23 protein-coding genes are annotated in these 22,937 nt (G+C 72.3%); 6 read left to right on the top strand and 17 right to left on the bottom strand.

Annotated features, from left to right (window positions below; all coding sequences use genetic code 11):
• The 5 genes from DWB68_RS10975 to fabF all read left to right on the top strand — a co-directional run.
• Nucleotides 1-1,389, top strand: a 1,389-nt coding sequence (locus DWB68_RS10975) for a transketolase-like TK C-terminal-containing protein (protein WP_407645696.1), incomplete at its 5' end; no start/stop codon positions are given.
• 174 nt (nucleotides 1,390-1,563) lie between these two features.
• Nucleotides 1,564-2,757, top strand: coding sequence for a PucR family transcriptional regulator (locus DWB68_RS10970; protein ID WP_119425181.1), 1,194 nt, complete (start codon nucleotides 1,564-1,566; stop codon nucleotides 2,755-2,757).
• Nucleotides 2,758-2,844: 87 nt separating this feature from the next.
• Nucleotides 2,845-3,762 carry an ACP S-malonyltransferase gene (locus DWB68_RS10965; RefSeq protein ID WP_119425174.1) on the top strand — a complete coding sequence of 306 codons (918 nt, stop codon included), beginning with the start codon at nucleotides 2,845-2,847 and terminating at the stop codon, nucleotides 3,760-3,762.
• A gap of 143 nt (nucleotides 3,763-3,905) precedes the next feature.
• Nucleotides 3,906-4,154: an acyl carrier protein gene (locus DWB68_RS10960; RefSeq protein WP_119425173.1), complete on the top strand. Its 249-nt coding sequence runs from the start codon at nucleotides 3,906-3,908 to the stop codon at nucleotides 4,152-4,154.
• Between the two features lie 142 nt (nucleotides 4,155-4,296).
• Nucleotides 4,297-5,532: a beta-ketoacyl-ACP synthase II gene (fabF, locus tag DWB68_RS10955; RefSeq protein WP_119425172.1), complete on the top strand. Its 1,236-nt coding sequence runs from the start codon at nucleotides 4,297-4,299 to the stop codon at nucleotides 5,530-5,532.
• 125 nt (nucleotides 5,533-5,657) lie between these two features.
• On the opposite strand, the gene DWB68_RS10950 is transcribed toward fabF, so the two are convergent.
• The 16 genes from DWB68_RS10950 to ffh all read right to left on the bottom strand — a co-directional run bounded on the left by DWB68_RS10950 (nucleotide 5,658) and on the right by ffh (nucleotide 20,687).
• Nucleotides 5,658-6,161 (bottom strand): DUF3145 domain-containing protein, encoded by a 504-nt coding sequence (locus DWB68_RS10950; protein WP_119425171.1) that lies wholly within the window; start codon nucleotides 6,159-6,161, stop codon nucleotides 5,658-5,660.
• 136 nt (nucleotides 6,162-6,297) lie between these two features.
• A complete protein-coding gene (locus DWB68_RS17160; protein ID WP_119425170.1) occupies nucleotides 6,298-7,446 on the bottom strand; it encodes a tyrosine-type recombinase/integrase in 1,149 nt (382 codons plus the stop codon).
• 9 nt (nucleotides 7,447-7,455) lie between these two features.
• Nucleotides 7,456-8,691 (bottom strand): DNA-processing protein DprA, encoded by a 1,236-nt coding sequence (gene dprA, locus DWB68_RS10940; RefSeq protein ID WP_119425169.1) that lies wholly within the window; start codon nucleotides 8,689-8,691, stop codon nucleotides 7,456-7,458.
• Nucleotides 8,688-10,244, bottom strand: a complete 1,557-nt coding sequence (locus DWB68_RS10935; protein WP_119425168.1) for a YifB family Mg chelatase-like AAA ATPase — start codon at nucleotides 10,242-10,244, stop codon at nucleotides 8,688-8,690. The genes dprA and DWB68_RS10935 overlap by 4 nt, the downstream gene beginning before the upstream one ends.
• Nucleotides 10,241-10,612 (bottom strand): YraN family protein, encoded by a 372-nt coding sequence (locus DWB68_RS10930; RefSeq protein WP_119425167.1) that lies wholly within the window; start codon nucleotides 10,610-10,612, stop codon nucleotides 10,241-10,243. Before DWB68_RS10930 ends, DWB68_RS10935 begins: the two co-directional genes overlap by 4 nt.
• A gap of 111 nt (nucleotides 10,613-10,723) precedes the next feature.
• Nucleotides 10,724-11,041 carry a DUF2469 domain-containing protein gene (locus tag DWB68_RS10925; RefSeq protein ID WP_119425166.1) on the bottom strand — a complete coding sequence of 106 codons (318 nt, stop codon included), beginning with the start codon at nucleotides 11,039-11,041 and terminating at the stop codon, nucleotides 10,724-10,726.
• Nucleotides 11,042-11,083: 42 nt separating this feature from the next.
• On the bottom strand, nucleotides 11,084-11,776 hold the full coding sequence (locus tag DWB68_RS10920) for a ribonuclease HII (protein WP_233548753.1): 693 nt from the start codon (nucleotides 11,774-11,776) through the stop codon (nucleotides 11,084-11,086).
• Entirely contained in the window at nucleotides 11,773-12,549 is a 777-nt protein-coding gene (lepB, locus tag DWB68_RS10915; RefSeq protein WP_233548752.1) for a signal peptidase I, read from the bottom strand. The genes DWB68_RS10920 and lepB overlap by 4 nt, the downstream gene beginning before the upstream one ends.
• Before the next feature lie 160 nt (nucleotides 12,550-12,709).
• On the bottom strand, nucleotides 12,710-13,084 hold the full coding sequence (gene rplS, locus DWB68_RS10910) for a 50S ribosomal protein L19 (RefSeq protein ID WP_119425165.1): 375 nt from the start codon (nucleotides 13,082-13,084) through the stop codon (nucleotides 12,710-12,712).
• A 329-nt stretch (nucleotides 13,085-13,413) separates the two neighbouring features.
• Nucleotides 13,414-14,205, bottom strand: a complete 792-nt coding sequence (trmD, locus tag DWB68_RS10905; protein ID WP_119425164.1) for a tRNA (guanosine(37)-N1)-methyltransferase TrmD — start codon at nucleotides 14,203-14,205, stop codon at nucleotides 13,414-13,416.
• Nucleotides 14,206-14,210: 5 nt separating this feature from the next.
• Nucleotides 14,211-14,732, bottom strand: coding sequence for a ribosome maturation factor RimM (rimM, locus tag DWB68_RS10900; protein ID WP_119425163.1), 522 nt, complete (start codon nucleotides 14,730-14,732; stop codon nucleotides 14,211-14,213).
• Between the two features lie 112 nt (nucleotides 14,733-14,844).
• A complete protein-coding gene (locus DWB68_RS10890; RefSeq protein WP_119425162.1) occupies nucleotides 14,845-15,087 on the bottom strand; it encodes an RNA-binding protein in 243 nt (80 codons plus the stop codon).
• Nucleotide 15,088: 1 nt separating this feature from the next.
• Nucleotides 15,089-15,505, bottom strand: a complete 417-nt coding sequence (rpsP, locus tag DWB68_RS10885) for a 30S ribosomal protein S16 (RefSeq protein WP_119425161.1) — start codon at nucleotides 15,503-15,505, stop codon at nucleotides 15,089-15,091.
• 194 nt (nucleotides 15,506-15,699) lie between these two features.
• Nucleotides 15,700-17,439, bottom strand: coding sequence for a hypothetical protein (locus tag DWB68_RS17010; RefSeq protein ID WP_147391655.1), 1,740 nt, complete (start codon nucleotides 17,437-17,439; stop codon nucleotides 15,700-15,702).
• Nucleotides 17,440-17,548: 109 nt separating this feature from the next.
• Nucleotides 17,549-19,030 (bottom strand): hypothetical protein, encoded by a 1,482-nt coding sequence (locus tag DWB68_RS10875; protein ID WP_119425159.1) that lies wholly within the window; start codon nucleotides 19,028-19,030, stop codon nucleotides 17,549-17,551.
• A 103-nt stretch (nucleotides 19,031-19,133) separates the two neighbouring features.
• Nucleotides 19,134-20,687, bottom strand: a complete 1,554-nt coding sequence (gene ffh / locus DWB68_RS10870; protein ID WP_119425158.1) for a signal recognition particle protein — start codon at nucleotides 20,685-20,687, stop codon at nucleotides 19,134-19,136.
• 245 nt (nucleotides 20,688-20,932) lie between these two features.
• On the opposite strand from ffh, the gene DWB68_RS10865 reads away from it, so the two are divergent.
• On the top strand, nucleotides 20,933-22,432 hold the full coding sequence (locus DWB68_RS10865) for a glucose-6-phosphate dehydrogenase (protein ID WP_233548749.1): 1,500 nt from the start codon (nucleotides 20,933-20,935) through the stop codon (nucleotides 22,430-22,432).
• 166 nt (nucleotides 22,433-22,598) lie between these two features.
• Here DWB68_RS10865 and DWB68_RS10860 read toward each other — a convergent pair whose 3' ends face one another.
• Nucleotides 22,599-22,937, bottom strand: a complete 339-nt coding sequence (locus DWB68_RS10860) for a P-II family nitrogen regulator (RefSeq protein ID WP_119425157.1) — start codon at nucleotides 22,935-22,937, stop codon at nucleotides 22,599-22,601.

Raw genomic sequence — 22,937 nt, 5'->3', positions numbered from 1 at the left:
CGTCCGCCGTACTACCACCCCGGCATGGACGCCCCGGAGATCCAGTACCTCATGACGCGCCGCCACGCCCTGGGTGGCTTCACCCCGGAGCGCCGCACGGCCCACACGCCGGTCAAGCTGCCCGACGAGAAGGCTTACACGGCCGCCAAGCGCGGTTCCGGCAAGCAGGAGGCCGCCACCACCATGGCGTTCGTCCGCCTGCTCAAGGACCTCATGCGCGACAAGCAGTTCGGCAAGCGCATCGTCCCGATCATCCCCGACGAGGCCCGCACCTTCGGCATGGACTCGCTCTTCCCCACGGCCAAGATCTACAACCCGAACGGGCAGAACTACACCTCCGTGGACCGCGAGCTCGTGCTCGCGTACAAGGAGAGCGCCCAGGGCCAGATCCTGCACACCGGCATCAACGAGGGCGGCTCCACCGCCGCCTTCACCGCCGTGGGTACCTCGTACTCGACGCACGGCGAGCCGCTCATCCCGGTCTACATCTTCTACTCGATGTTCGGGTTCCAGCGCACCGCGGACGCCTTCTGGGCCGCCGGCGACCAGATGGCCCGCGGCTTCATCATCGGCGCCACGGCCGGCCGCACCACCCTGACCGGTGAGGGCACCCAGCACGCCGACGGCCACAGCCCGCTGCTGGCAGCGACGAACCCGGCCGTCGTCACGTACGACCCGGCGTACGGCTACGAAATCGGGCACATCGTCCGTGACGGCCTCGAGCGCATGTACGGCGGCAAGCACGCCGATCCGAACGTCATGTACTACCTGACGGTCTACAACGAGCCCTACGTCCAGCCGGCCGAGCCGGAGGACGTGGACGTCGAGGGCATCCTGCGCGGCATCCACCAGATCAAGCCCTCCGATCTGGACGCCGGACCGCGCGTGCAGCTCCTGGGCTCCGGTGTCTCCGTGCCGTGGCACCTCGAGGCGCAGAAGATGCTCGCCGAGGAGTGGGGCGTGGCAGCCGATGTGTGGTCCGTGACCTCCTGGTCCGAGCTGCGCCGCGACGGCCTGGCCGCGGAGCAGGACGCCTTCCTGCACCCGGAGCGCGAGGCCCGCGTCCCGTACGTCACGCAGAAGCTGGCCGGCGCCACCGGTCCGGTCATCGCCGCGACGGACTACATGAAGGCCGTGCCGGATCAGATCCGTCAGTTCGTGCCCAACGAGTTCGCCACGCTGGGCGCCGACGAGTTCGGCTTCGCCGACACCCGCGCCGCTGCGCGTCGCTACTTCCACATCGACTCCGCGTCGATCGTGGTGCGCGCCCTGCAGATGCTGGCCAAGCGCGGCGAGGTTGACGCCTCGGTCCCGCGCGAGGCGGCCGCGAAGTACGACCTGCTCAACGTCAACGCCGGGACCACCGGCAACGCGGGCGGCGAGGCCTGAGCCACCGGCCCAGCCAGCGCCCACGCGCGTACCACGGCGCCGCCGCCGTCCCCCGAACGGGGGGACGGCGGCGGCGCCGCTTTGTTGGAACCCCACAAGCCACGCGCGCTCCTCAAGGTGACAAGCCGCGCGTGGCGGGCCTAGCCTCGAGGCGTGCCCCACACCGATCCCGCGATGAGCGCGCCTCGCGCCCGCATCGCCGAAACCCTGCGCTCCAGCCCCCACACGCTCGAGCGCCTACGCGCCGCCCTCGGTTCGCTCTCCACCCTCGCGCTCAAGGAACTCGACGCGTCCCTGCCGTGGTACCGCTCGCTCCTGCCCGAGCAGCGCTCGGCGCTTGGACTCATCGCGCAGCGCGGCATCTCCTCCTTCGTTGCCTGGTTCGAAGACCCGAGCGCCCCCACCTGGGTGCTCGACGACGTGTTCGCCGACGCCCCGAGCGAACTCTCCCGCACCATCTCGCTGCAGAAGGCGCTGCAGCTCATCCGCGTGGTGGTGGGCGTGGTCGAGGAACGCGTCCCCGAACTGGCCGACCCCAAGGAGCAGGTGCCCCTGCGCGAGGCCGTGTTGCTCTACTCCCGCGAGGTCGCCTTCGCCGCCGCGGATGTCTACGCCCGCGCTGCGGAAAAGCGCGGAGCCTGGGACTCCCGGCTCGAGGCCCTGGTGGTCGACGCCGTGCTGCGCGGCGAGGATCCGGACTCCCTGCGCTCCCGCCTCGCCTCGATCGGTTGGCGCAGCCAGAGCGACCTCTGCGTCGTGGTCGGCTTTGCCCCCGCCACGGTGACCGGCAACTCCGTCCGCGAGCTGCGCCGCGCCTCCGTGCGCAGCGCCCGCGATTCGGTCGTGGGCATCCAGGGCGATCGCATCATCCTGCTCCTCGGCGGGCTGGACCAGCACGGTCCGCTCGAACGCCTCGCCAAGCACTTCGGCGATGGTCCCGTGGTTGTGGGACCCGTGGTCCCCACCCTGCGCGAGCTGCCGGCCTCGGCCCGCGCCGCGCTCATGGCCCTCGCCGCCGCCCCGGCCTGGCCGGACGCGCCCCGCCCCGTCCTGGCCGACGATCTGTGGCCAGAGCGCGCCCTGGCCGGGGACAAGGATGCCGTGGACGCCCTCGTGCAGCGCGTGTACCGGCCCCTCGTGGCGGCGGGTCCCGCCCTCGCCGAGACGCTGACGCGCTACCTCGCCGAGGGGCACTCGCTCGAGGCCACAGCCCGGGCCTTGTACGTTCACGCCAACACCGTGCGCTACCGCCTGCGCCGCATCACTGACGCCACGGGATGGGACCCCTTCAGCCCGCGCGACGCGCTCGTCCTGCAGAGCGCGCTCATCTGCGGCCGGCTCCACCCGGGCGCGTCCGCCGAGTCCTGAAGTTGTAGGATTCATACAACTGCCACCGCACAGCTTGGGCACGTCGCCTCGCGCCGTGACCCACCGTCGAATGAAAAGGTAGAGACCGTGCTTGCCATTGTCTGCCCCGGTCAGGGCTCCCAGACCCCCGGCTTCCTCGCCCCTTGGCTCGAGGACGCCTCCGTCGCCGCGCACCTGCGCGAGCTCTCCGAGGCCGTGGGCCGCGACCTCGTGCATCTCGGCACCGAGGCCGACGAGGAGACCATCAAGGACACCGCCGTGGCCCAGCCGCTCATCGTGGCCGCCGGCCTCGTGACGGCCCGCGCGCTCTTCGGCGGGTCCCTCCCCGAGAGCGTTGTGGTCGCTGGCCACTCCGTCGGCGAGATCACGGCCACCGCCCTCGTCGGCGCGCTGCCCGAGGCCGAGGCGGTCAACTTCGTCAAGGTCCGTGCCAACGGCATGGCCGACGCCGCCGCGCAGACGCCCACCGGCATGGCCGCCGTCCTCGGCGGCGAGCCCGCCGATGTGCGCGTCGCCATCGTCGAGGCCGGCCTGACCCCCGCCAACGAGAACGGCGGCGGCCAGATCGTCGCGGCCGGCTCCCTCGAGGCCCTCGCGGCCTTCGGCGAGAACCCGCCCGCCAAGACCCGCGTCATCCCGCTCAAGGTCGCCGGCGCCTTCCACACGGACTACATGGCCCCGGCCGTCCCGGCCCTCGAGGAGCTCGCCGGCACGCTCACCCCGGGCGAGCCGAGCCGCACGCTCCTGAGCAACTTCGACGGCGAGCAGATCGTCTCCGGCGCCGAGAACCTCGCCTCCCTCGTCGCCCAGGTTACGCGCCCCGTGCGCTGGGATCTGTGCGAGGAGCGCATGCTCGCCCTCGGCGTCACCGGCCTCCTCGAGGTCGCCCCGGCCGGCACCCTGACGGGCCTGGCCAAGCGCGGCATGAAGGGCATCAAGACCTTCGCCCTGAAGACCCCGGATCAGCTGGACGAGGCCCGCGCCTTCGTGGCCGAGCACGCCTGATCCGCTCAGTTCAAAGCCCTCCCTTGAGCGGCTTCTCGGCCCACGCGCCCTAAGCTTGAGCCGAACACCCACAGTTCGAGATGCACCCGCACCCGGGCGCGTCGACTACGCCGATATCGGCACCACACGAAGGAGAAAGCCACATGGCTGCCACGAACGAAGAGATCCTTGCCGGCCTCGCCGAGATCGTGAACGAGGAGACGGACCTGCCCGTGGAGGACGTCCAGCTGGACAAGTCCTTCACCGAGGACCTGGACATCGACTCGATCTCGATGATGACCATCGTCGTTGAGGCCGAGACCAAGTTCTCCGTCACCATCCCCGATGACCAGGTCAAGAACCTGAAGACCGTCGGCGACGCCGTCTCCTACATCGCCCAGGCCCAGGCCTGAGCTTCCCCGCTCGGGTGAGCCCTTCACCCGAACCCGGCCGGGCGGCGTCGTACTGACGCCCGCCCGGCCGCGGGAGCCCCTCCCGCATCGGCCCACCATCCACGGGCCGCACCAAAGCACGCTGACGCAAAGGATGCTGAGCATGGCCAAGACCGTCGTTGTCACCGGACTGGGCGCGACCACCCCGATCGGCGGAGACGTCGCGAGCAGCTGGGCCGCGGCCCTGGCCGGCACTTCCGGCGCTCGCACGCTCACCGAGGATTGGGTTGAGAAGTACTCCCTGCCCGTGACCTTCGCGGCCCGCGCCCTCGTGCCCGCCGCCGATGTGCTCTCCAAGGCCGAGATCAAGCGCAACGATCCCTCGGTGCAGTTCGCCCTCGTGGCGAGCCGCGAGGCGTTCAAGGACGCCGGCCTCGACGAGGCGGAGATCGATCACGACCGCCTCGGCGTCTCCTTCGCCACCGGCATCGGCGGCCTCAACACGCTGCTTGACGCCTGGGATGTGCTGCGCGAGAGCGGCCCGCGCCGCGTCCTGCCCATGACCGTGCCCATGCTCATGCCGAACGCCCCCTCCGGCGCGCTCTCGCTCGAGTTTGGCGCCCGCGCCGCGGCCCGCACGCCCGTCTCGGCCTGCGCCTCCGGCACCGAGGCCCTGGCCATCGCCCAGGAGATGATTCGCTCCGGCAAGGCCGACGTGGTCATCGCCGGCGGCTGCGAGGCCGCGATCCACCCGATCACCATGGCCTCCTTCGCCTCGATGCAGGCGCTCTCCCGCCGCAACGACGACCCGGCGCACGCCTCCCGCCCGTACGACCTGGACCGCGACGGTTTTGTCATGGGCGAGGGTGCGGGCGCGTTGATCCTCGAGTCCGAGGAGCACGCCAAGGCGCGCGGCGCCAAGATCTACGCCGAGCTGACCGGCACCGGCCTCTCCGCCGACGCCTTCCACATCACGGCCCCCGACGCCGAGGGCCTGGGCGCCACCCGCGCCCTGCGCGAGACCATGATCGACGGCGGCTTCGAGGCCTCCGACGTGGTCCACGTCAACGCGCACGCCACCTCCACGCCCGTGGGCGACATCCCCGAGGGCGTGGCCCTGCGCGCCGCCTTCGGCTCGCACATGGACAACGTCCCGGTCTCCGCGACCAAGTCGCAGACGGGCCACCTGCTCGGCGGCGCCGGCGCCATCGAGGCGGTCTTCACGGTGCTCGCGCTGCACGAGCGCACCGCGCCGCTCACGATCAACCTCGAGCGCCAGGACCCGGCCGTGGAACTGGACGTCGTGACGTCCACGCGTGCCATCAGCCCGGGCGTTGCCGTGTCGAACTCCTTCGGCTTCGGCGGGCACAACGCCGTCGCCGCGTTCCGCAGCGTCTGATCCGCGGTGGGCGACGCTCGCGCCGCCCACGAGCAAGGCCCCGGCCGCTTCCCCTCAGGGGAGGCGGCCGGGGCCTTTCGTCTTCAGTGCCCGACGGCGCGTGGCCGGGCCGGGTGCGCGGGCCGTCAGCCCACGTGGTGCAGCCACCGCACCGGCGCGCCGTCGGCCGCCGCGCGGAAGGGCTCCAGCTCCTCGTCCCAGGCCTCGCCGAGCGCGATGGAGAGCTCGTGGTAGAGCACGGCGGGGTTGCCCTGGCCGCGCTCGTAGGCGTAGCGGATGCGGTCCTCGGAGACCATGATGTTGCCGCCCACGTCGGTGGTGGCGTGGAAGATGCCGAGTTCGGGCGTGTGGGACCAGCGCGAGGCGTCGACGCCGCGGGAGGCCTCCTCGGTGACCTCGTAGCGCAGGTGCGCCCAGCCGCGCAGCGTGGAGGTCAGGAGGGCACCCGTGCCCTGCTCGCCGGCCCACGCCATGTCGGCACGCATCATGCCCGGGGCGGCGGGCTGCGCGCTCCAGGTCAGTTCGCTGTGGCGGTCCACGGCTGATCCGATGGCCCACTCGATATGAGGGCACAGTGCGGACGGGGCCGAGTGAATGTACAGGGCTCCGCGCGTCATCGGTATCGACATGCCGTCCTCCAAGTCTTGTCGGTACGTCTTCCCCTACGTCCGACCATGGTTGACCACGTCGTTACTGTGGCCATTGTGCCGTGCTTTGCCGATGGTGACAAACGTTTGGTGAAACATGTGGCGGAAGGAATCGATTTCAGGCGCGGGGATGGGCCCTCCGGTAGCCATCGCGCAGGCGTTCGACGGACACATGTGTGTAGAGCTGGGTGGTGGCGAGCGAGCTGTGGCCCAGCAATTCCTGGACGCTGCGCAGATCGGCGCCGCCGTCCAGCAGGTGCGTCGCGGCCGTGTGGCGCAGGGTGTGCGGTCCACGCGCCGAGGTGTCTCCCAGGGCCGCCAGGGCCCGGTCGACCGTCTCGCGGGCCTGCCTGCTCCCCCAGCGGGCACCGCGCACGCCCGTGAAGAGGGCCGGGCCGGCGGCCGGTGCCCACAAGACGGGACGCCCCTGGCTCATCCAGTCCTGGAGGGCGTTCGCCGCCGGCAGGCCGAACGGCACCACGCGCTCCTTGTTGCCCTTGCCCAGCACACGGACGGTGCGGCGGTGCAGGTCCACGTCGTCCACATCCAGACCCACGAGCTCGCCCACGCGCACGCCGCTCGCGTAGAGCAGCTCCAAGGCCGCTGCGTCCCGCAGGCGCAGGGCTGCCTCTCGTGGTTCCTCCGGCGACGCACCGCCAGGTGTCGGCGTGCCCGCCGGCGCCGCGGGGTTCAGCTGCGCTGCCTTCAGTGCCGCCGCGTTCGGTACCGCGTTCCTGGGGGCGGTGCCGGCTGGCCGGGCGGCTCCGGGTTCCCGGCCGGCGGGCGGGAGCCCGCCGGCCGGGTCGGCCGCGCGCGCTCGCGAGGGTGCGTCCGCTGGAACACCTCCCGTGCGGGCACCGTCAAGGAGCCGCGTCACCTGCTGCTGGCGCAGGACGGGTGGCAGGTGTTGCTGACGCTTGGGGGCGCGGAGGCGGGCGGAGGGGTCCACGCTCAGCAGCCCCTCCCGCCGGGCCCACGCGCAGAAGGTGCGGGCCGCGGCGGCATGGCGGGCCAGGGTGGCCGGCGAGGCTCCGGCCTGGGCGTCGGCGGCGAGCCACCCGCGCAGGCCCTCGAGGTCGAGGCGATCCAGGGCTGTGGGCCGGAACGGGGGCATCCCCTCCGGCCAGACGGCCTGCGCGAGGGAGGCAACATCCCGCAGGTACGCCCGCAGCGTGTTCTCGGAGCGCCCGCGTTCGAGCCGCAGGTGCCGCTCAAACTCGCGCAACGCCCCCGCTTCTCCCCCACCCGTTCCACCCGTGGCTCGCATTCCCTCAGCCTAGTGCGCCGCCCTGCTCCACCCCTCCTCCCCACGCGCGGCGCGGCCGCGGGCCAAGAGACCGTGCAGCGCCCCGAGCGCCTCGTCCGGGGCCAGGCCGGCCGCGAGCACGAGTCGTTCGAGCGAGGTGCCGCCGCGCCGTGGCAGTGCCTCATAGACCCGCGCCTCCGGTTCGCTGAGGCCGTCCACTGGCGAGCCGGTCTCCGCGGCCTCCCCCGCCCCGGCAAGGCCGGGCAGGGCGTCCTGCCGGGCCGGAACGCGGCCGCGCACGAGCCCGATGGCCTCGAGGGCGTCCTCGGGCCGCACGACGAGCTCCGCGGCGCCCTCGCGGATGAGCCGGTGCGGCCCCTCGCTCGTGCTCGCCGTGACCGGCCCGGGCACCGCCCCGACCCAGCGGCCCAGCTCCGCCGCCCGGTGCGCCGTGGAGAGCGAGCCGGAACGCCACCTCCCCTCGACCACCACGAGCCCGGCGCCGAGGGCCGCGATGAGCCGGTTCCGGCTCAGGAAGCGCCAGCGCGTGGGCGCGCAACCGGGCGGATGCTCGCTCAGGATGAGCTGTTCCTGAGCCACGTGCCGCAGGAGCCGGGCGTTGCTGGCGGGATAGAGCCGATCCACGCCCCCTGCCAGCACGCACACCGTGACGAGCGGTTCCTCCGGGTCCCTGGGAATCCCGGATGGGAGCGCCGCCCGGTGTGCCGCGGCGTCGATTCCCAGCGCGCCGCCGGAGACGATCACCGCCCCGGCCGCCGCGGCCCCGCCGGCCACCACGGCCGTCACGTGCAGGCCGTACGCCGTGGGATCGCGGGTACCCACGATCCCGAGCCAGTGTGCGGTGTCGCCCGGCGGGCGCGGTCCCCGCCACCAAAGGGCCAAGGGCGCACCGGGGCCGAGGTCGTCAAGCGCAGCGGGCCAGGCCGGGTCACCGGGGAGCAGCAGCCCGCCGCCCAGGCGCTCGACGTTCTCCAGGTCCCGGGCCGGGTCGGCCTCGGCCGCGCGCCCGGCCAGGCGCTCGCGCAGGGTGTCGAGCCCCCGAAGGGCGGCCGGCTCCCGCGCCCCGCGTTCGTGGAGAAGCGCTGCCGTGCCCTGCCGTTCCTCCGCCGTGGGCGTGGCCCCGCGCACGAGCTCCCAGACCCGCGCCGCGCCCAGCGCCTGCACGGCGGACTCGACGGCGAGGTCCTCCGGCTCGGAACAGCGGGACAGTCCGGCGCGGGCCACCCGCTCCTCGTCGGCGCTCATGCCGCCTCCCCGCGCAGGAGGGCCGCCTGTTCGAGGTGCTCGGCGGTGGGCCGCTCGGCCTCGGCCAGATCCGCGAGCGTCCACGCGATGCGCAGCACCCGCTCGACCCCTCGGCCCGTCAGGCCGTGGAGATCGGCCGCGTCCCGCAGGGCGGCGGCCTCCCTGCCGCTCGGGGCGAAGGGCCGCTCGCGCAGCACCCGCCCCGGCACGCGGGCGTTGGTGTTGCCGCCGCGTCCGCCCCAGCGCCGCTCCTGGAGCGCCCGCGCCGCCGCCACACGCTCGCGCACGAGGGCCGAGTCCTCGCCCCACGCCCCGCTGACGATGGCCGCCGTCTGCGCCGCCGGCACCTCGGCCCGCAGGTCGATCCGATCCAGCAACGGCCCGGACAGCCGCGCCCAGTACCTGCGCCTGACCAGCGCCGAACACTCGCAGTCCCGGCCGGGCTTGCCGCACGGGCACGGATTCGCGGCCAGGATGAGCTGGAACTGCGCCGGGTAGCTCGCGCTGCCGCCCGAGCGGTGCAGGGTCAGCCGACCGGACTCGAGCGGCTCGCGCAGGGCGTCCAGCGTGCGGGCCGCAAACTCGGGCGCCTCGTCAAGGAAGAGCACGCCGCCGTGCGCCAGGGAGGCGGCTCCGGGGCGTGGCACGCCGCTCCCGCCGCCCACGAGCGAGGGCGTGGTGGACGTGTGATGCGGCGCCAGGAACGGCGGGGTGCGCACGAGCTCGCGCACGCCCCACCCGCCCACCGATCGCAGGCAGGCGCTGAGGAGAGCGTCCTCCTCGCTCAAGGGCGGCAGGATGCCGGGCAGGCGCTCGGCCAACATCGTCTTGCCGGCCCCAGGCGGCCCCGAGAGCAGGAGGTGATGCCCGCCCGCAGCCGCCACCTCCAGCACGTAGCGGCCGTAGGGCTGCCCCACCACCTCGGCGAGGTCGGGGACCCGGCCCGCCGCGTTGTCGTCCGGCCCCCTCGGTGCCCCGTCCGCGCCACCGGCGCCTGCCTCGGCCTCTGCGGAGGACACTGCGGGAGCCGCCGCGAGGAGGCGCTCGGAGGCTCCCAGCGCCGCCAGCACATCGGCCGCCCGCGCGTAGGCCAACGTCTCAAGACCCGGGACCAGCGCCGCCTCCTCCGCATTGCCCCGCGGCAGTACGGCCCGCGCAAAGCCCGCCTCCCGCGCCGCCAAGAGGCACGGAAGCACCCCGGCCACGGGGCGCAGGGCGCCGTCCAGGCCCAGCTCGCCCAGGAACACCGTGTCCTGCGGCGAGGCCAGCTCGGCCTGGGCCGCGAGGCAGGCCACGAGGATGGCCAGGTCGAACGCCGGGCCCCGCTTGGGCAGGCCCGCCGGCACCAGGTTCACCGTGAGTCTGCGTGCGCTGAGGGCAATGCCCGTGTTCCTCGCGGCCGAGCGCACGCGGTCCCTCGCCTCCCCCAGCGAGGCGTCGGGGAGGCCCAGCAGGATCATGCCCGGCAGCCCTCCACCCAGGTCCGCCTCGACCCGCACGGGCGTGCCCGTCAGTCCGTTGAGCGCCACGGTGTGGCTCACCCCCAGGCTCACGGGGTCACGCCGATGTAGTGATCGATCGCCTCCGGTGCACTCCGGTGTGCTGGCCAGAGCAGCGCCAGCACGTCGACGCGCCGGCCCACGCGCGGCACACCCGGGGAGGCCGCGAACTCGCGCACCAGGAGGTGCAAGCGCCGCAGCTTGGCCCGGTCCACAGCCTCCGCCGGGAAGCCGAATCCGGAACCGGTGCGGGTCTTGACCTCCACGGCCACCACCTCGCCCGTCCCGGTGTCCAGGGCCACGATGTCCAGCTCGCCCTTGGCGCAGCGCCAATTGCGTTCGAGCACCGTGAACCCGCGGTCCTGCAGCCAGCCGGCGGCGAACTCCTCGCCGGCCCTGCCCACCTCTTGGGCCTTCGTCATGGCCACCACCTCCTCGGCCCTCCAGCCTCCGCCGCGCGGGCACCGCCCGCCAGGCACGACAAAGGGCCCTGGGGATACCCAGGGCCCTCGGCAGGCATGTGAGGGAAGGAGCTAGTCCCCCAGCGGCGAATCCTTCAGCAGATCCGACTTCGCCAGCTCCTCCACGTTGACATCCTTGAACGTGATGACGCGGACGTTCTTCACGAAGCGCGAGGTGCGGTAGACATCCCACACCCAGGCGTCCTGCAGCGTCAGATCAAAGTAGATCTCACCGTCGGAGGAGCGGGCCTGCACATCGACGTGGTTGGCAAGGTAGAAGCGGCGCTCGGTCTCCACGACGTAGGAGAAGAGGTTCACCACATCCTTGTACTCGCGATAGAGCTGCAGCTCCATCTCGGTCTCATAGTTTTCGAGGTCGTCGGCACCCATGTGTCTCAACCGCCTTCCTTGCCGTGCGTGCTTCGCACCGTACTAGATCAACTTCCAACTGAGCCGGTGGGCCGGGCTCGGCCCCTGCTGGGCAATCGCCGCCCGGTGCGAGGCCGAGCCGTAGCCCTTGTTCTGCTCCCAGCCGTAGGCCGGGTGTTCCTGCGCCAACGCCTCCATGAGGTGATCGCGCTCCACCTTGGCCAGGATGGACGCCGCGCCCACCCCGAGGCAGTCGCGATCGCCCTTGACCTGGGTCCTCACGGGCACGTCCACCTCCGCGAGTCCCTCGTCGTCGCCCGGTTGCGCGGCGGCGAAGAGATCAAGCGGCGGGGCCGAGAGCCAGTCCAGGTTCCCGTCCAGCAGGGCCACGCGCGGCCGCGCCGCCCGGGAGTCGGCCAGCGCGCGCAGGCACGCGTCCCACGCGCGTCGCCCGGCCAGGCGCAACGCACCGACGATGCCGTGCTCGTCAATCTCGCCGGGGGCCGCATGCCCCACGGCACCGGCGAGCACCCACGCGCGCACCTGCGGCTCGAGGCGTTCGCGCGCGGCGAGGCTCAGGAGCTTGGAATCGCGAACCCCGCCTGGCACACCGGGCGCCCACGGGTCGATGATGACCATGCCCACGCTGACGGGCCCGGCCAGCGCGCCGCGCCCCACCTCGTCGACGCAGGCCAGCGTCTGCCCCGACGCCACCATGGATCGCTCCAGCTGGAGCGTCGGCTCCACCACACTCACGGGGCCATCGACTCCACGGGCTCGCGGGAGACGTCCTGCTCCGTGGGGTCGTACTCGTGGGCCGGGCGATCCTGCACGTCCTTGAACGTGTCACCGGAGTTCTGCACGCCTCCGATGCGATGCAGGGGCCACGCGATGATGTCCGCGCGCCCCTCGACGGAGGCGATGTCGATGAAGCCGCTCTGCTTCGCCGAGTGCGAGCGCGAGTCGGCGCTATTGCTGCGGTTGTCGCCCATGACCCAGATCTTGCCCTCGGGCACCACGGCCTTGAAGGTCACCTCGGAGGGCTTCACCCCGGACTTCAGGTAGCCCTCGTGCAGGACCACGCCGTTGACCTTGAGCTGACCGTCCTCGCCGCACTCGACGGTGTCGCCCGGCATGCCGATGACGCGCTTCACGAGGTGCTGCGTCGAGTCGTCGGCGCGCAGGCCCAGGAACGTCAACGCATCGGCGATGGGCCCGGCCGGCGGGTTGTTGGTGGGCTCGAGCCACTGCTGGTCGTCCTTGAAGACCACCACGTCGCCGCGCTCGAGGTCGAAGGGCCCGGGCACCAGCAGATTCACGAAGACGCGATCGCCCACGAGAAGCGTCTCCTCCATGGACTGCGAGGGGATCACAAACGCCCGGAAGAGGAAGGTCTTCACGAGCACGGAGAGCACGAGCGCGGCCACCACGACGAGCACAAGCTCCTTGAGCAATCCGCCACGCTTGGGCCGCCGCGCTGTCCCCTCCGGCGGAAGGGCGCCGGGGATGGACGGGTCGTTGATGCTCACGTGACTCCTGTCGATGCTGCTGGTGCGGGCGGACGGGGCGCGCCGCTCTGGCAACCCTACCGCTCGGCGGGTGGACGAGCGGGCCGAGACGCGCACAGGCGCCGCCCCGCGAGGGGACGGCGCCTGTGAACCGCGCACGGGGCGCGAGAGATCGAAAAGATCAGGCCTTCTTCTTCTTGGCAGCAGCCACGAAGTCGCGCTTCTCCTTGATCTTGGCAGCCTTGCCGTGGCGATCGCGCATGTAGTACAGCTTGGCGCGACGCACGTCACCGCGGGTGACGAGCTCGATCTTGTCCAGCACCGGGGAGTGCACCGGGAAGGTACGCTCCACGCCGACGCCGAAGGACACCTTGCGCACGGTGAAGGTCTCGCGCACGCCGCCACCCTGGCGACGGACAACGAAGCCCTGGAAGACCTGAACGCGGGAGTTCTTGCCTTCGATGATGTTCACGTGCACCTTGACGGTGTCGCCCGGGCGGAAGTCCGGGACGTCGTTGCGCAGGCTGGCTGCGTCGAGGGAATCGAGAATATGCATTTCTCACTCCTGTGGCGTGCGGCCGCAGGTCCGTCATCCACGTGTTCTCCCGTGCTCCCGGCCTCTCGCGAGGCTCGGTGCGCGGGTTCTTCCCGAGTCCACGGGCGTGGGCTCGGACCCGACCGGATGATGCGCGAGACCCCTGCGGCGGGATCGCGCCCGGTGGGCACAACCACACTATTGTGTCACATCCGTGCGCCCCTCCGGCGCAGCGTGGCACTTCTCACGCTGGGGTGCCGGTGCACGAGGGCGCACGGTGGGCGCGGCCGCGCGCCCTCACCGAGGCGCGGGGAGACGGGAACGGGCCCGCCAGAGGCGGGCCCGGAGCCTCAGCCGCGGCGCGGCGTGGGGCCGCTCAGGACCCAGCCGAGGCCCTGCAGCGTGGCCTTGTCCTTCTTATCCAACCCCGCGACGTCGAGCTTTTCGATCAGATCGGGGCGGCGCGTGCTGGTGCGCTCGAGCTGCCAGTCGCGGCGGGCGCGGTCCACTTTGCCGTGATCGCCGGAGAGCAGCACGGGCGGGACGTCGAGGCCCTCCCAGGAGGCGGGCTTCGTGTACACGGGGTACTCGAGCAGCCCGTCGGAGTGGGACTCCTCCACGAGCGAGGCCGGATTGCCGACCATGCCGGGGATGAGGCGCCCCACGGCCTCGATGATGGCGAGCGAGGCGACCTCGCCGCCGTTGAGCACGTAGTCGCCGAGCGAGAAGGGGACGACCTCGGCGCGGTCGGCGGCCCACTCGATGACGCGCTCGTCGATGCCCTCGTAGCGGCCGCACGCGAAGAGCAGGTGCTCCCGCTCGCTCCATTCCTGCGCCGTGGCCTGATCGAAGACCTTGCCGGCCGGCGAGGGAACGAGCAGTAGCGGGCGCTGACCGGACGGGGTGAGCCCACCCTCGGGCAGGGCGCTGGAGAGCGCCTCCGACCAGGGCTGGGCCTTCATCACCATGCCGGCACCGCCGCCGTAGGGGGTGTCATCCACCGTGCGGTGGCGATCGTGCGCGTGATCGCGCAGGTCGTGCGTGTGCACCTCGAGCAGGCCGCGCTCGCGCGCCTTGCCCACGAGGGAGATGTCCAGCACCGAGAAGTACTCGGGGAAGATCGTGAAGACGTCGATGCGCATGGGGCTCAGGCCTCCGGCTCGGCGTCGCCGAGCTCGAGCAGCCCCGGCGGCGGGGTCAGCGTCACGAAGCCGCCGTCCAGGTCGATCTCCGGGACGATCTCCTCGACGAAGGGCACCAGCAGATCGGCGCCGCCGGGACGCTCGATCACCAGGAGGTCCTGGGCCGCACCCGTCACGAGCTCCGACACCGTGCCCACCTGCACGCCGTCCACGAGGGCCTTGAGTCCCACGAGGTCGTGCTCGTACCAGCCCTCCTCGTCCTCCTCGGTCTCCAGCGCCTCGGCAAAGAGCTGCGTTCCACGCAGCTCCTCGGCGCGGTTGCGATCGGGCACCTCGGCGAAGCCGATGACGAGGATGGCCTTGTTCCAGCGCGCGCTGCGCACCGTGAGCGGGCCGGCGGAGGCCGGCTCGGTCTGCAGCACCTCGCCTGGCGCGAAGCGGGTCTCCGGGTCGTCGGTGAAGACCTGGACGGTGACCTCGCCGCGGATACCGTGCGGCTTGCCGATGCGGGCAACCTGCAGCTTCATGATGAATGACTCCTGGGGTGGGTGGTGCAAGTGGTGCAGGAAACGACGCTGGCCCCGCGCACCGCATCAAGCGGTGTGCGGGGCCAGCATGCGAAGCAAAGCTTGAGGCGGCTCAGCGGCGACGGTCGGTGTCGACCACGTCGACCCGCACCGAGGTGCCGCCGGGCAGTGCCTCGACGACGGTCCGCAGGGCCTTGGCCGTGCGTCCCTGGCGCCCAATCACGCGACCCAGGTCCTCGGGGTGAACACGCACCTCGAGCACCTCGCCGCGGCGACCGGACTTGCGACGAACATCAACCTCGTCAGGGTGATCGACGATCCCCTTGACCAGGTGGTCCAGCGCGTCGTCGAGCACCTTACTCGGCCTCGGTGGCCTCGGCCTCGGCGGACTCCTCGGCCGGCTTCTCAGCCGACTTCTTGGCAGTCACGGCCTCGGGCAGGATGACCGAGCCCTTCTCCGGGGCGACGAAGGCCGGCTTGGGCTGCTTGACCTTGAGGGTGCCCTCCTGGCCTTCGATGCCCTTGAACTTCTGCCAGTCACCGGTGATCTTCAGGATCGCGGCGACCTGCTCGGTCGGCTGGGCGCCGACGGAGAGCCAGTACTGCGCACGCTCGGAATCGACCGAGATGAACGAGGGCTCCTCGGTCGGGTGGTACAGACCGATCTCCTCGATCGCACGGCCATCGCGCTTGGTGCGCGAGTCCATGATCACGATGCGGTAGTGGGGGGCGCGCATCTTACCGAAGCGCTTGAGGCGAATCTTAACGGCCACTTGTGTGGTCACTCCTGTAGCTAGGGGCGGAAGAGACCGCCGAGGCGATTCCCACCGAATCGACGGGGCCAGGGAGGTCTTCCTACTGTCCGGTGCACGCGCGACAAACCGCCGCACGAACCGAGTACCGCTCCATTATGCCAGAGATTCGGCCCGGCCGACGCACACGGGGCGTCGGCAGGGCTGGGAGGCTCCTAGCGCCGCGCCCCGAAGAGCGAGACGATGCCGAGCACCACGCCCAGGCCGGCCGAGACCGCCGCGCCGAGCCGCAGGAGGTCCTTGATCTCCGTGAAGCGATCCGAGAAGACGAACGCCACGATGCCGAGGACGAGCAGGATCACGCCGATGACGAGCACGGGCACGGCCCAACCGCCCCGGCGCAGGGCGGCGGAGTCGTCGCCGGCCGAGCTCGTCGGCGTGCCGGCGGCGGGTGTCGGCAGCGGGGTGCCGGCCTGCACGGCGGCGGGAAGCGCGCCCGTCGCGACCCCCGTCAGGACCTCCTCGAAGGTCCCCTCCTCGGTGGCACCGGCGGCGCGCCGCACGCGCGAGGCGAAGCCCCCGGCCTGGGTTCCTACGCCGAGGCGCGCGGCCGCCTCCCGGTCGCCGGCCTGGCTGGGCAACGGCAGCCCCACCGCGGGGGCGGCCACGGCGTCGAAGACCTGGGGCGAGGGGGCCTTGGCGGGGACCGCCGGCTCGACGGAGGGGCTCACGCGGGTGGGCGCCTCGGCCTGGGTGGTGCTCGCCGCCGGGGCGGCAGGGGCGGCCGGCAGCGTGCGCGCCGGCTCCTCGAGTCGGCGGACGAGGGGGCGCGCCGGCTCGCGGCCGGCCAGCGGGCGGGCCGAGCGGCCCACGGGCGCCACGCCGTCGAAAAGGCCGAGCCAGGCCGGGTCCTGCCCCAGCGCGCGCAGCACGGCGGCCGCCTGCGCGTGCGGGCTGGGCTGCTCCACGTCCTGTTCCTCCCCGGGCATGAGGCCGTCCTCCACCGGGGCGAGGACACCACCCTCGGGGTCGAGGCCGAGGGCCGGGGCATCGTTGATGGCGCTCACGAGGTCACGCAGGGCCGACGCGGGCAGGACACGCCCGAGCGCCGTCATCTCCTGCGACGACACGGGGGCAAAGTCTTCCTCGAGGCGCTCCAGTAGCGCGGCGGCGTCGGAGCCGGCCGGGCGCATGAAGTCGGGGAGCACCACGGCGCGGCGACGCGCACCGAGGTGGGTGCTCAGGAGCGGAGTGCGGTGGGCCGCGCGGCGGCGGCGGGTGGGCTGCGCCGCCGGGCTCGCCTCGGGAGCCCCCCACAGCAAGACGTCGACGCGGCCGGGGCGCTCGCGCAGCGCGAGGGAAAGCTCGCTCGAACCGGGCAGGAGCAGGGCGGTGGGATCGGCCTCCGGGGCGATGGCGGCCACGACGGGACGCTCGCCGTCGCTGATCCAGCCGGCCACCTCGAGGCGATCGGCGCTCTCCTCGGCCTCGGCGGCCGGGACGGTGCCGATCAGGAGCGCTTCGCTCACGGGCTCGTCAAGCAGGCCCGCCAGGGCGTCGTCGTCCAGGGAGCCATCGGAGGCCAGGACCGCGAAGTCGCCGGTCGCGAGGTCGCCGTTGACGACCACCGCACCGGTGAAGCGATGCAGCTCCCAGGCAAAGTCGTCGCCGACCGCGCCGGCGTTGAGCTGCCCGTCGCGGGAGGCGGTGAGGATGCGGGTCTGCTCCACGGGCAGCACGAGGTCAACGACCATGCCGCCGCGGGTGGGGCGGCCGGGACCCATGAGGCCCACCACGGCGCGGGTGGAGAGCAGCTGCTGCAGCCCGTCCACGCGCTCCTGGCGACCCGTCGTGGAGGTCTCGGGCCAAGCCAGCGTGACCCGCCAGACCGTGCCGGGCCCGGCGTCGGGCGTCATGCCCTGCCCCGCGTCCGTGCCCTGGTTCTCTAGGCTCACCTTTGCTCCGCAGTCCCGGCACCGCTGACGTTTGCTACCAAGCAGGGGTGGGCGCCGATCGGTCCCCTGTTCCAGATCCGATCATGCCACGCCGGGCCGCGGCCGGGCCTCATTCGGCGTCGGAACCGTCGCGCTGAGGCGGCTCGCCCGCCCGCTTGGACCGCTCCTCGAGCCGGATCGTGTCCCAGACCTGCCACGCGCCATCGAGCGTGAACAGTGCCGCCAGCACCGGGTTGAGCCAGCTGAGGGGCAGGGGTGCGAGGAAGAGGAAGACGGCGGCGAGCCCGAGCTCGATGATGCCGATCGTGTAGCGGACGGTCGGTGCAAAGGAGCGCGTCCAGCCGAGGCCGCCGGCCGGGCCGCGCTGCGCCGGCGGGGCCGTCGTTGCCGACTCTGCCGCGGGCACCTGGGCGGGCGCACCCTCCGGCAGCTCGCCCGGTGGGCGTGCCTCCCCCACGGCCACCGTGGGCTGCGCCGAGAACTCCGCCTTGAACGCCGCTCCGGCCGCGCCCAGCACGCCGCGGGGCACGATCTCCGTGCCGCCCTCCGGCTCGCGCTCGGTGCCGGCGAGGACCCGCACCCAGGCGGGGTCGAACCCCAGCATCTCGACGGCGTCGGCCGCCTCGCCGAGCCACGGCGCCCTGGCCACGGGCCCGCCGACCACGAGCGTCCCGGCCGCCGGCACGCACCGAGCCAGGGAGGCGACGGCCTGCTCCGCACGCACGGCGGACATGGCACCCTCGAGCGCGTCGGCGTCGGCCGGATCCGCCAGCATGTGGGCGGCCCCGAGAGCTGCGGCGAGCCGCTGGGCCGGGGTGCTCGCCGCCGGGGTTTCGCCGGGCTCGCGGGCCGGCGCCGGCGGGAGCAGTGTGGCCCCCAGCCCCAGGGCCAGCGCGAGCGTGGGCTCGCGCTCCTCACCGCCCTTGACCTTGGCCGCCATGGCCGCACGCGAGTAGTACGACAGCCCCCACCAGGACCCGAAATCGCGCAGGATGAGCGCGGGGGAACCGGTGAGCGCGCCCGCCACGACGGCCGTCTCCGGGCCGGGCTCGCCGTGCAGCAGGGCCGTGTCGCGGTGCAGGGTGCCGTTGGTCTTGGAGCCCTTGAGCGCAACGGACCACACGGCGATCTCCGGCTCGCCGTAGTGAACGCAGGCCCGCTGGGCCGGGGCGAAGGGATCGGGTCCGCCCTCCTCCAACGCGTTGAGGGCGGCCTGCAGCGTCTCCGCGTCGCCGGCCAGCAACGCCGGCTCCTCATCCAGCTCCATGACCCAGGCCCCGGCGTGCAGGGCCAGCGCCTGCCCCAGGTGCTCCGGCTCCAGCGCTGCGGTGATGTTGCCGTCCGCGTCGAAGAGCACCACGCGGTCCTCGTGCACCGCGACCAGCACCGTGACCCGCAGCCCCAGCGGGACGGCGTAGCCGGACTGCACGGCTGCCACGACGCTGCGCGAGGCAAGCACCTGCTCCACCGCTTCGGCCGATTGGCGCCAGCCGGCCTGCCCCTGCTGCGGGAAGAAGAGCTGCAGGCGCCACCACTCGAGGTGCTCGAAGAACTCCTCGGGGCCGTTCAGGGTGTTCAGGTCCAGGCTCATGGCGCTCCAGGTACAACGGTGGGGGTGCGGGCGTGGCCCGATCACCAGGGATCGGGCCACGCAAAAGGGGGTGCTGGGATGAGGACGCTCGCCGCCCTCGGACTCAGCGCAGGAACTTCTCGAAGCCCTTGGGCAGGTTCAGGTCCTCGGGCTTCAGGTCGGCGCTCTTGGCGGCGCCGAACGCCGCCCCGGCGGCCGCCTTGGACTTCTGATCGGCCTCGAGCGCTGCCTGCGCGGCCTTGGCCGGGTTGCCGAACTTCTGCTTCTTCTTGTTGTTGCCGCCCTTGGCGTTCTTCTTGCCGCGCGCCGCACCGCCCGGAATGCCCGGGATGCCGCCGCCGGCCGCGAGCTTCTTCATCATCTTCTGGGCCTCGGTGAAGCGCTCCAGGAGCTGGTTCACCTCGGACACGGAGACGCCGGAACCGCGGGCGATGCGGGCGCGGCGCGAGCCGTTGATGATCTTGGGGGCCACGCGCTCGTGCGGCGTCATGGAGCGGACGATCGCCTCGATGCGATCGGCCTGCTTGTCGTCGAACTGCTCCAGCTGCTGCTTGGAGATGTTCGCGCCAGGCATCATGGTCAGCATCTTCTTGAGGCTGCCCATCTTCTTGATCTGCTGCATCTGGGCCAGGAAGTCTTCGAGCGTGAAGTCCTCCTGGTCGGCGAACTTCTTCGCCATGCGCTCGGCCTCGGCCTTGTCCCAGGTCTTCTCGGCCTGCTCGATCAGGGTGAGCACGTCGCCCATGTCGAGGATGCGGCCGGCCATGCGGTCCGGGTGGAAGACCTCGAAGTCGTTCACGTTCTCGCCCGTGGAGGCGAACATGATCGGCTTGCCCGTCACGGAGGCGACGGACAGCGCGGCGCCGCCGCGGGCGTCGCCGTCGAGCTTGGAAAGCACCACGCCCGTGAAGTCAACGCCCTCGTTGAAGGCGTTGGCCGTGTTCACGGCGTCCTGGCCGATCATCGCGTCGATGACGAACAGGATCTCCTGCGGGCGGATGGCGTCGCGGATGTCGCGGGCCTGCTGCATGAGCGCCTCGTCGACGCCCAGGCGGCCGGCGGTATCGACGATGACGACATCGTGCTGCTTCTGCCGCGCCTCGGAGACGCCGTTGCGGGCCACGACAACGGGGTTGCCAGTGACCTCTTCGAAGTCACTCTGGACGCCCGGGTGCGGCGCGTAGACCGGCACACCAGCGCGCTCGCCAACCACCTTGAGCTGGGTCACGGCATTGGGGCGCTGGAGGTCGGCGGCGACGAGCAGCGGGGTGTGGCCCTCGGAGGCGAGCCACTTGGCCAGCTTGCCGGCCAGGGTGGTCTTACCGGCACCCTGCAGGCCCGCCAGCATGATGACGGTGGGGCCGACCTTGGCGAACTGCAGGCGACGGGTCTGGCCGCCGAGGATGGAGACGAGCTCCTCGTTGACGATCTTGACGACCTGCTGCGCCGGGTTGAGGGCCTCGGACACCTCGGCGCCGAGCGCGCGCTCCTTGACGGCGGCAGCGAAGTCGCGCGCCACCGGGACCGCCACGTCGGCGTCGAGCAGGGCGCGACGAATCTCGCGCACGGTCCCGTCGACGTCGGCCTCGGAGAGGCGTCCCTTGCCGCGCAGATTCTTGAACGTGGCGGAGAGGCGATCCGAGAGTGAGTTGAACACGGTGGGGGTGCTTCCTTCGGTGGGCGGGGCCGGGGCCCGGAGGACTCCAGGGCACGACGGCGCTTTGACAAGCTCGCGGGGCCGGTCACGGTCCCGACCATCCAGAATACAGCGCCGGTGCCGCCCCGGCGGCGCACCCCGGGCGGGCGCCTGGCGGCGGCAGTGTCCGGCCCGGCAAGAAGTGTTCCCAAGCGCACGTGCCCTGTCTCTTGCACCGCGCGCGCGGCGAGCGCGAGAGTGGGGCCGTGACTTCCATCGATGCCCCTGTCCCGTCCCCCTCCACGGCCGCCTCGAGCGCCCAGGCAGCTCCCGTCGCCGCGGCCGTGCCCGGCCGGCAGGTGCGCACGCTCGTGATCCTCGGCGTGGCCGGCGATCTCAGCAAGCGCCTCCTGCTCCCCGGGATCGCCTCGCTCTTGGCCGACGGGAACACGGAGCCGCTGGCCCTCGTAGGCTTTGCCGCTCCGGAGCACACGGAGGAGGCCTTCAGGGCGCGGCTGGCCGAGACGCTCGGGGCGAGGATCGAGGGCGCCCGCGAAGCCGGGGCCGCGGCCCTGCGCGCCACCATCGACGGGGCCCGCCTCATCACGGGCGACGCGACCGATCCGGCCACGCTCGCCTCGCTCAGCGCGCTCGACCCGGGCCACACCGCCTTGTTCTTTGCCCTCCCGCCGGCCGTGACGCAGAAGGGCCTCGAGGCCCTCGCCCCCGGGCAGCTCGCCGAGGGCACGGTCTTGGTGTTGGAGAAGCCCTTCGGTCACGACGCGGCGAGCGCGGCGCACCTGAACGCCGCGCTGACCCGCTTGGTGCCGGAGTCCTCGATCTTCCGCGTGGATCACTTCCTCGCGAAGTCGACGGTTCTGAACATCGCCGGCCTGCGCTTCGCCAACCGCTTCATCGAGCCCCTCCTGAACGCCGACAACGTCGAGTGCGTGGACATCGTCTATAACGAGGACCTCGCCCTCGAGGGCCGCGCCGGGTACTACGACACGGCCGGCGCACTGCGGGACATGATCCAGTCGCATCTGCTGCAGATCGCCGCCTTCCTGCTGATGGACCAGCCCTCCACCCTGACCGAACGGGACCTGCGCGACAGGGTGGGCGAGGTGCTGCGCGCGCTGGAGATCGACGGTTCCTTCCAGGAGGCCACGTGGCGGGCGCGCTACACGGCGGGCGAGATCGGCGCACGGGACATCCCCGACTACGCGGCCGAGCCCGGCGTTGACCCGGCCCGCAAGACCGAGACCATGGCGCAGATCCGCCTGCGCCTGAAGAACTCCCGCTGGGCCGGCGTTCCCGTGACGATCCGCTCGGGTAAGGCCGTGGGCGAGGTCCGCAAGGAGATCGTCGTGACCTTCAAGCCCGTCCCCTACCTCCCCGAGGGCTTCTCCGGGATCGACTCCCCCACGCGCCTGCGCATCGGACTGGGTCCGGAGACGCTCAAGCTGGAGATCGACGTCAACGGTCCGGGCAACCCCTTCCAGCTGGATCGCGTGGCCCTCTCCACGGCGCTCTCCTCCTCCCGCGTGCTCCCCTACGGCGAGGTCATCTCCTCCGTCCTCGAGGGGGACCTGACCCTGAGCGTGCGTGGCGACGCGGCCGAGGAGTGCTGGCGCATCGTCGATCCCGTGCTCGAGGCCTGGGCCAGGGACGAGGTGCCGCTGGATGAGTACGCGGCAGGCACCGAGGGCCCGGCCAGCTGGCCCGTGGCCACGGCCGATGACGGCACGGGCCTGCCCCGCGCCTAGGTGAGGCGCCCCGCCCAGGTCACCACGCGCCGTCGGGCAGGCCGGCGGGCACCCGCCGCCAGGCACACAAGAACGGGCCGGCTCCCGCAAGCCGGCCCGTTCCTGTGTTTGTCGGCATCCGCCGACCGGGGTACTGCTGTTGCATCCGCGGTGCTAGCCCATCACGCTAGACCGCCCCGGGGCCCCGCTCCCCCGTGCTGACCCGGACCACATCGTCCAGGCGGTGCAACCACACCTTGCCGTCTCCGGCGTGGCCAGTATTGGCCGCGGCGACGAGCACATCCACGAGCCCCGGGGCCGTGGTGTCCTCGGCGAGGACCTCCAGGCGCACCTTGGGCAGCAGGTCCACGGCGTACTCGGCGCCGCGGTAGACCTGCACGTGTCCCCGCTGCCGGCCGAAGCCCGCCGCCTCGGAGACGGTCAGCCCCGCCACGCCCGCGGCCTGCAGGGCCTCGCGGGCCGCATCGAGTCGCTCGGGTCGAATGATCGCCGTGATCAGGTACAT

Source organism: Galactobacter valiniphilus (assembly GCF_003575975.1).
Classification (GTDB): domain Bacteria; phylum Actinomycetota; class Actinomycetes; order Actinomycetales; family Micrococcaceae; genus Galactobacter; species Galactobacter valiniphilus.
Note: the sequence above shows the minus strand (reverse complement) of the source record. Positions and strands in the feature narration are given on the sequence as shown.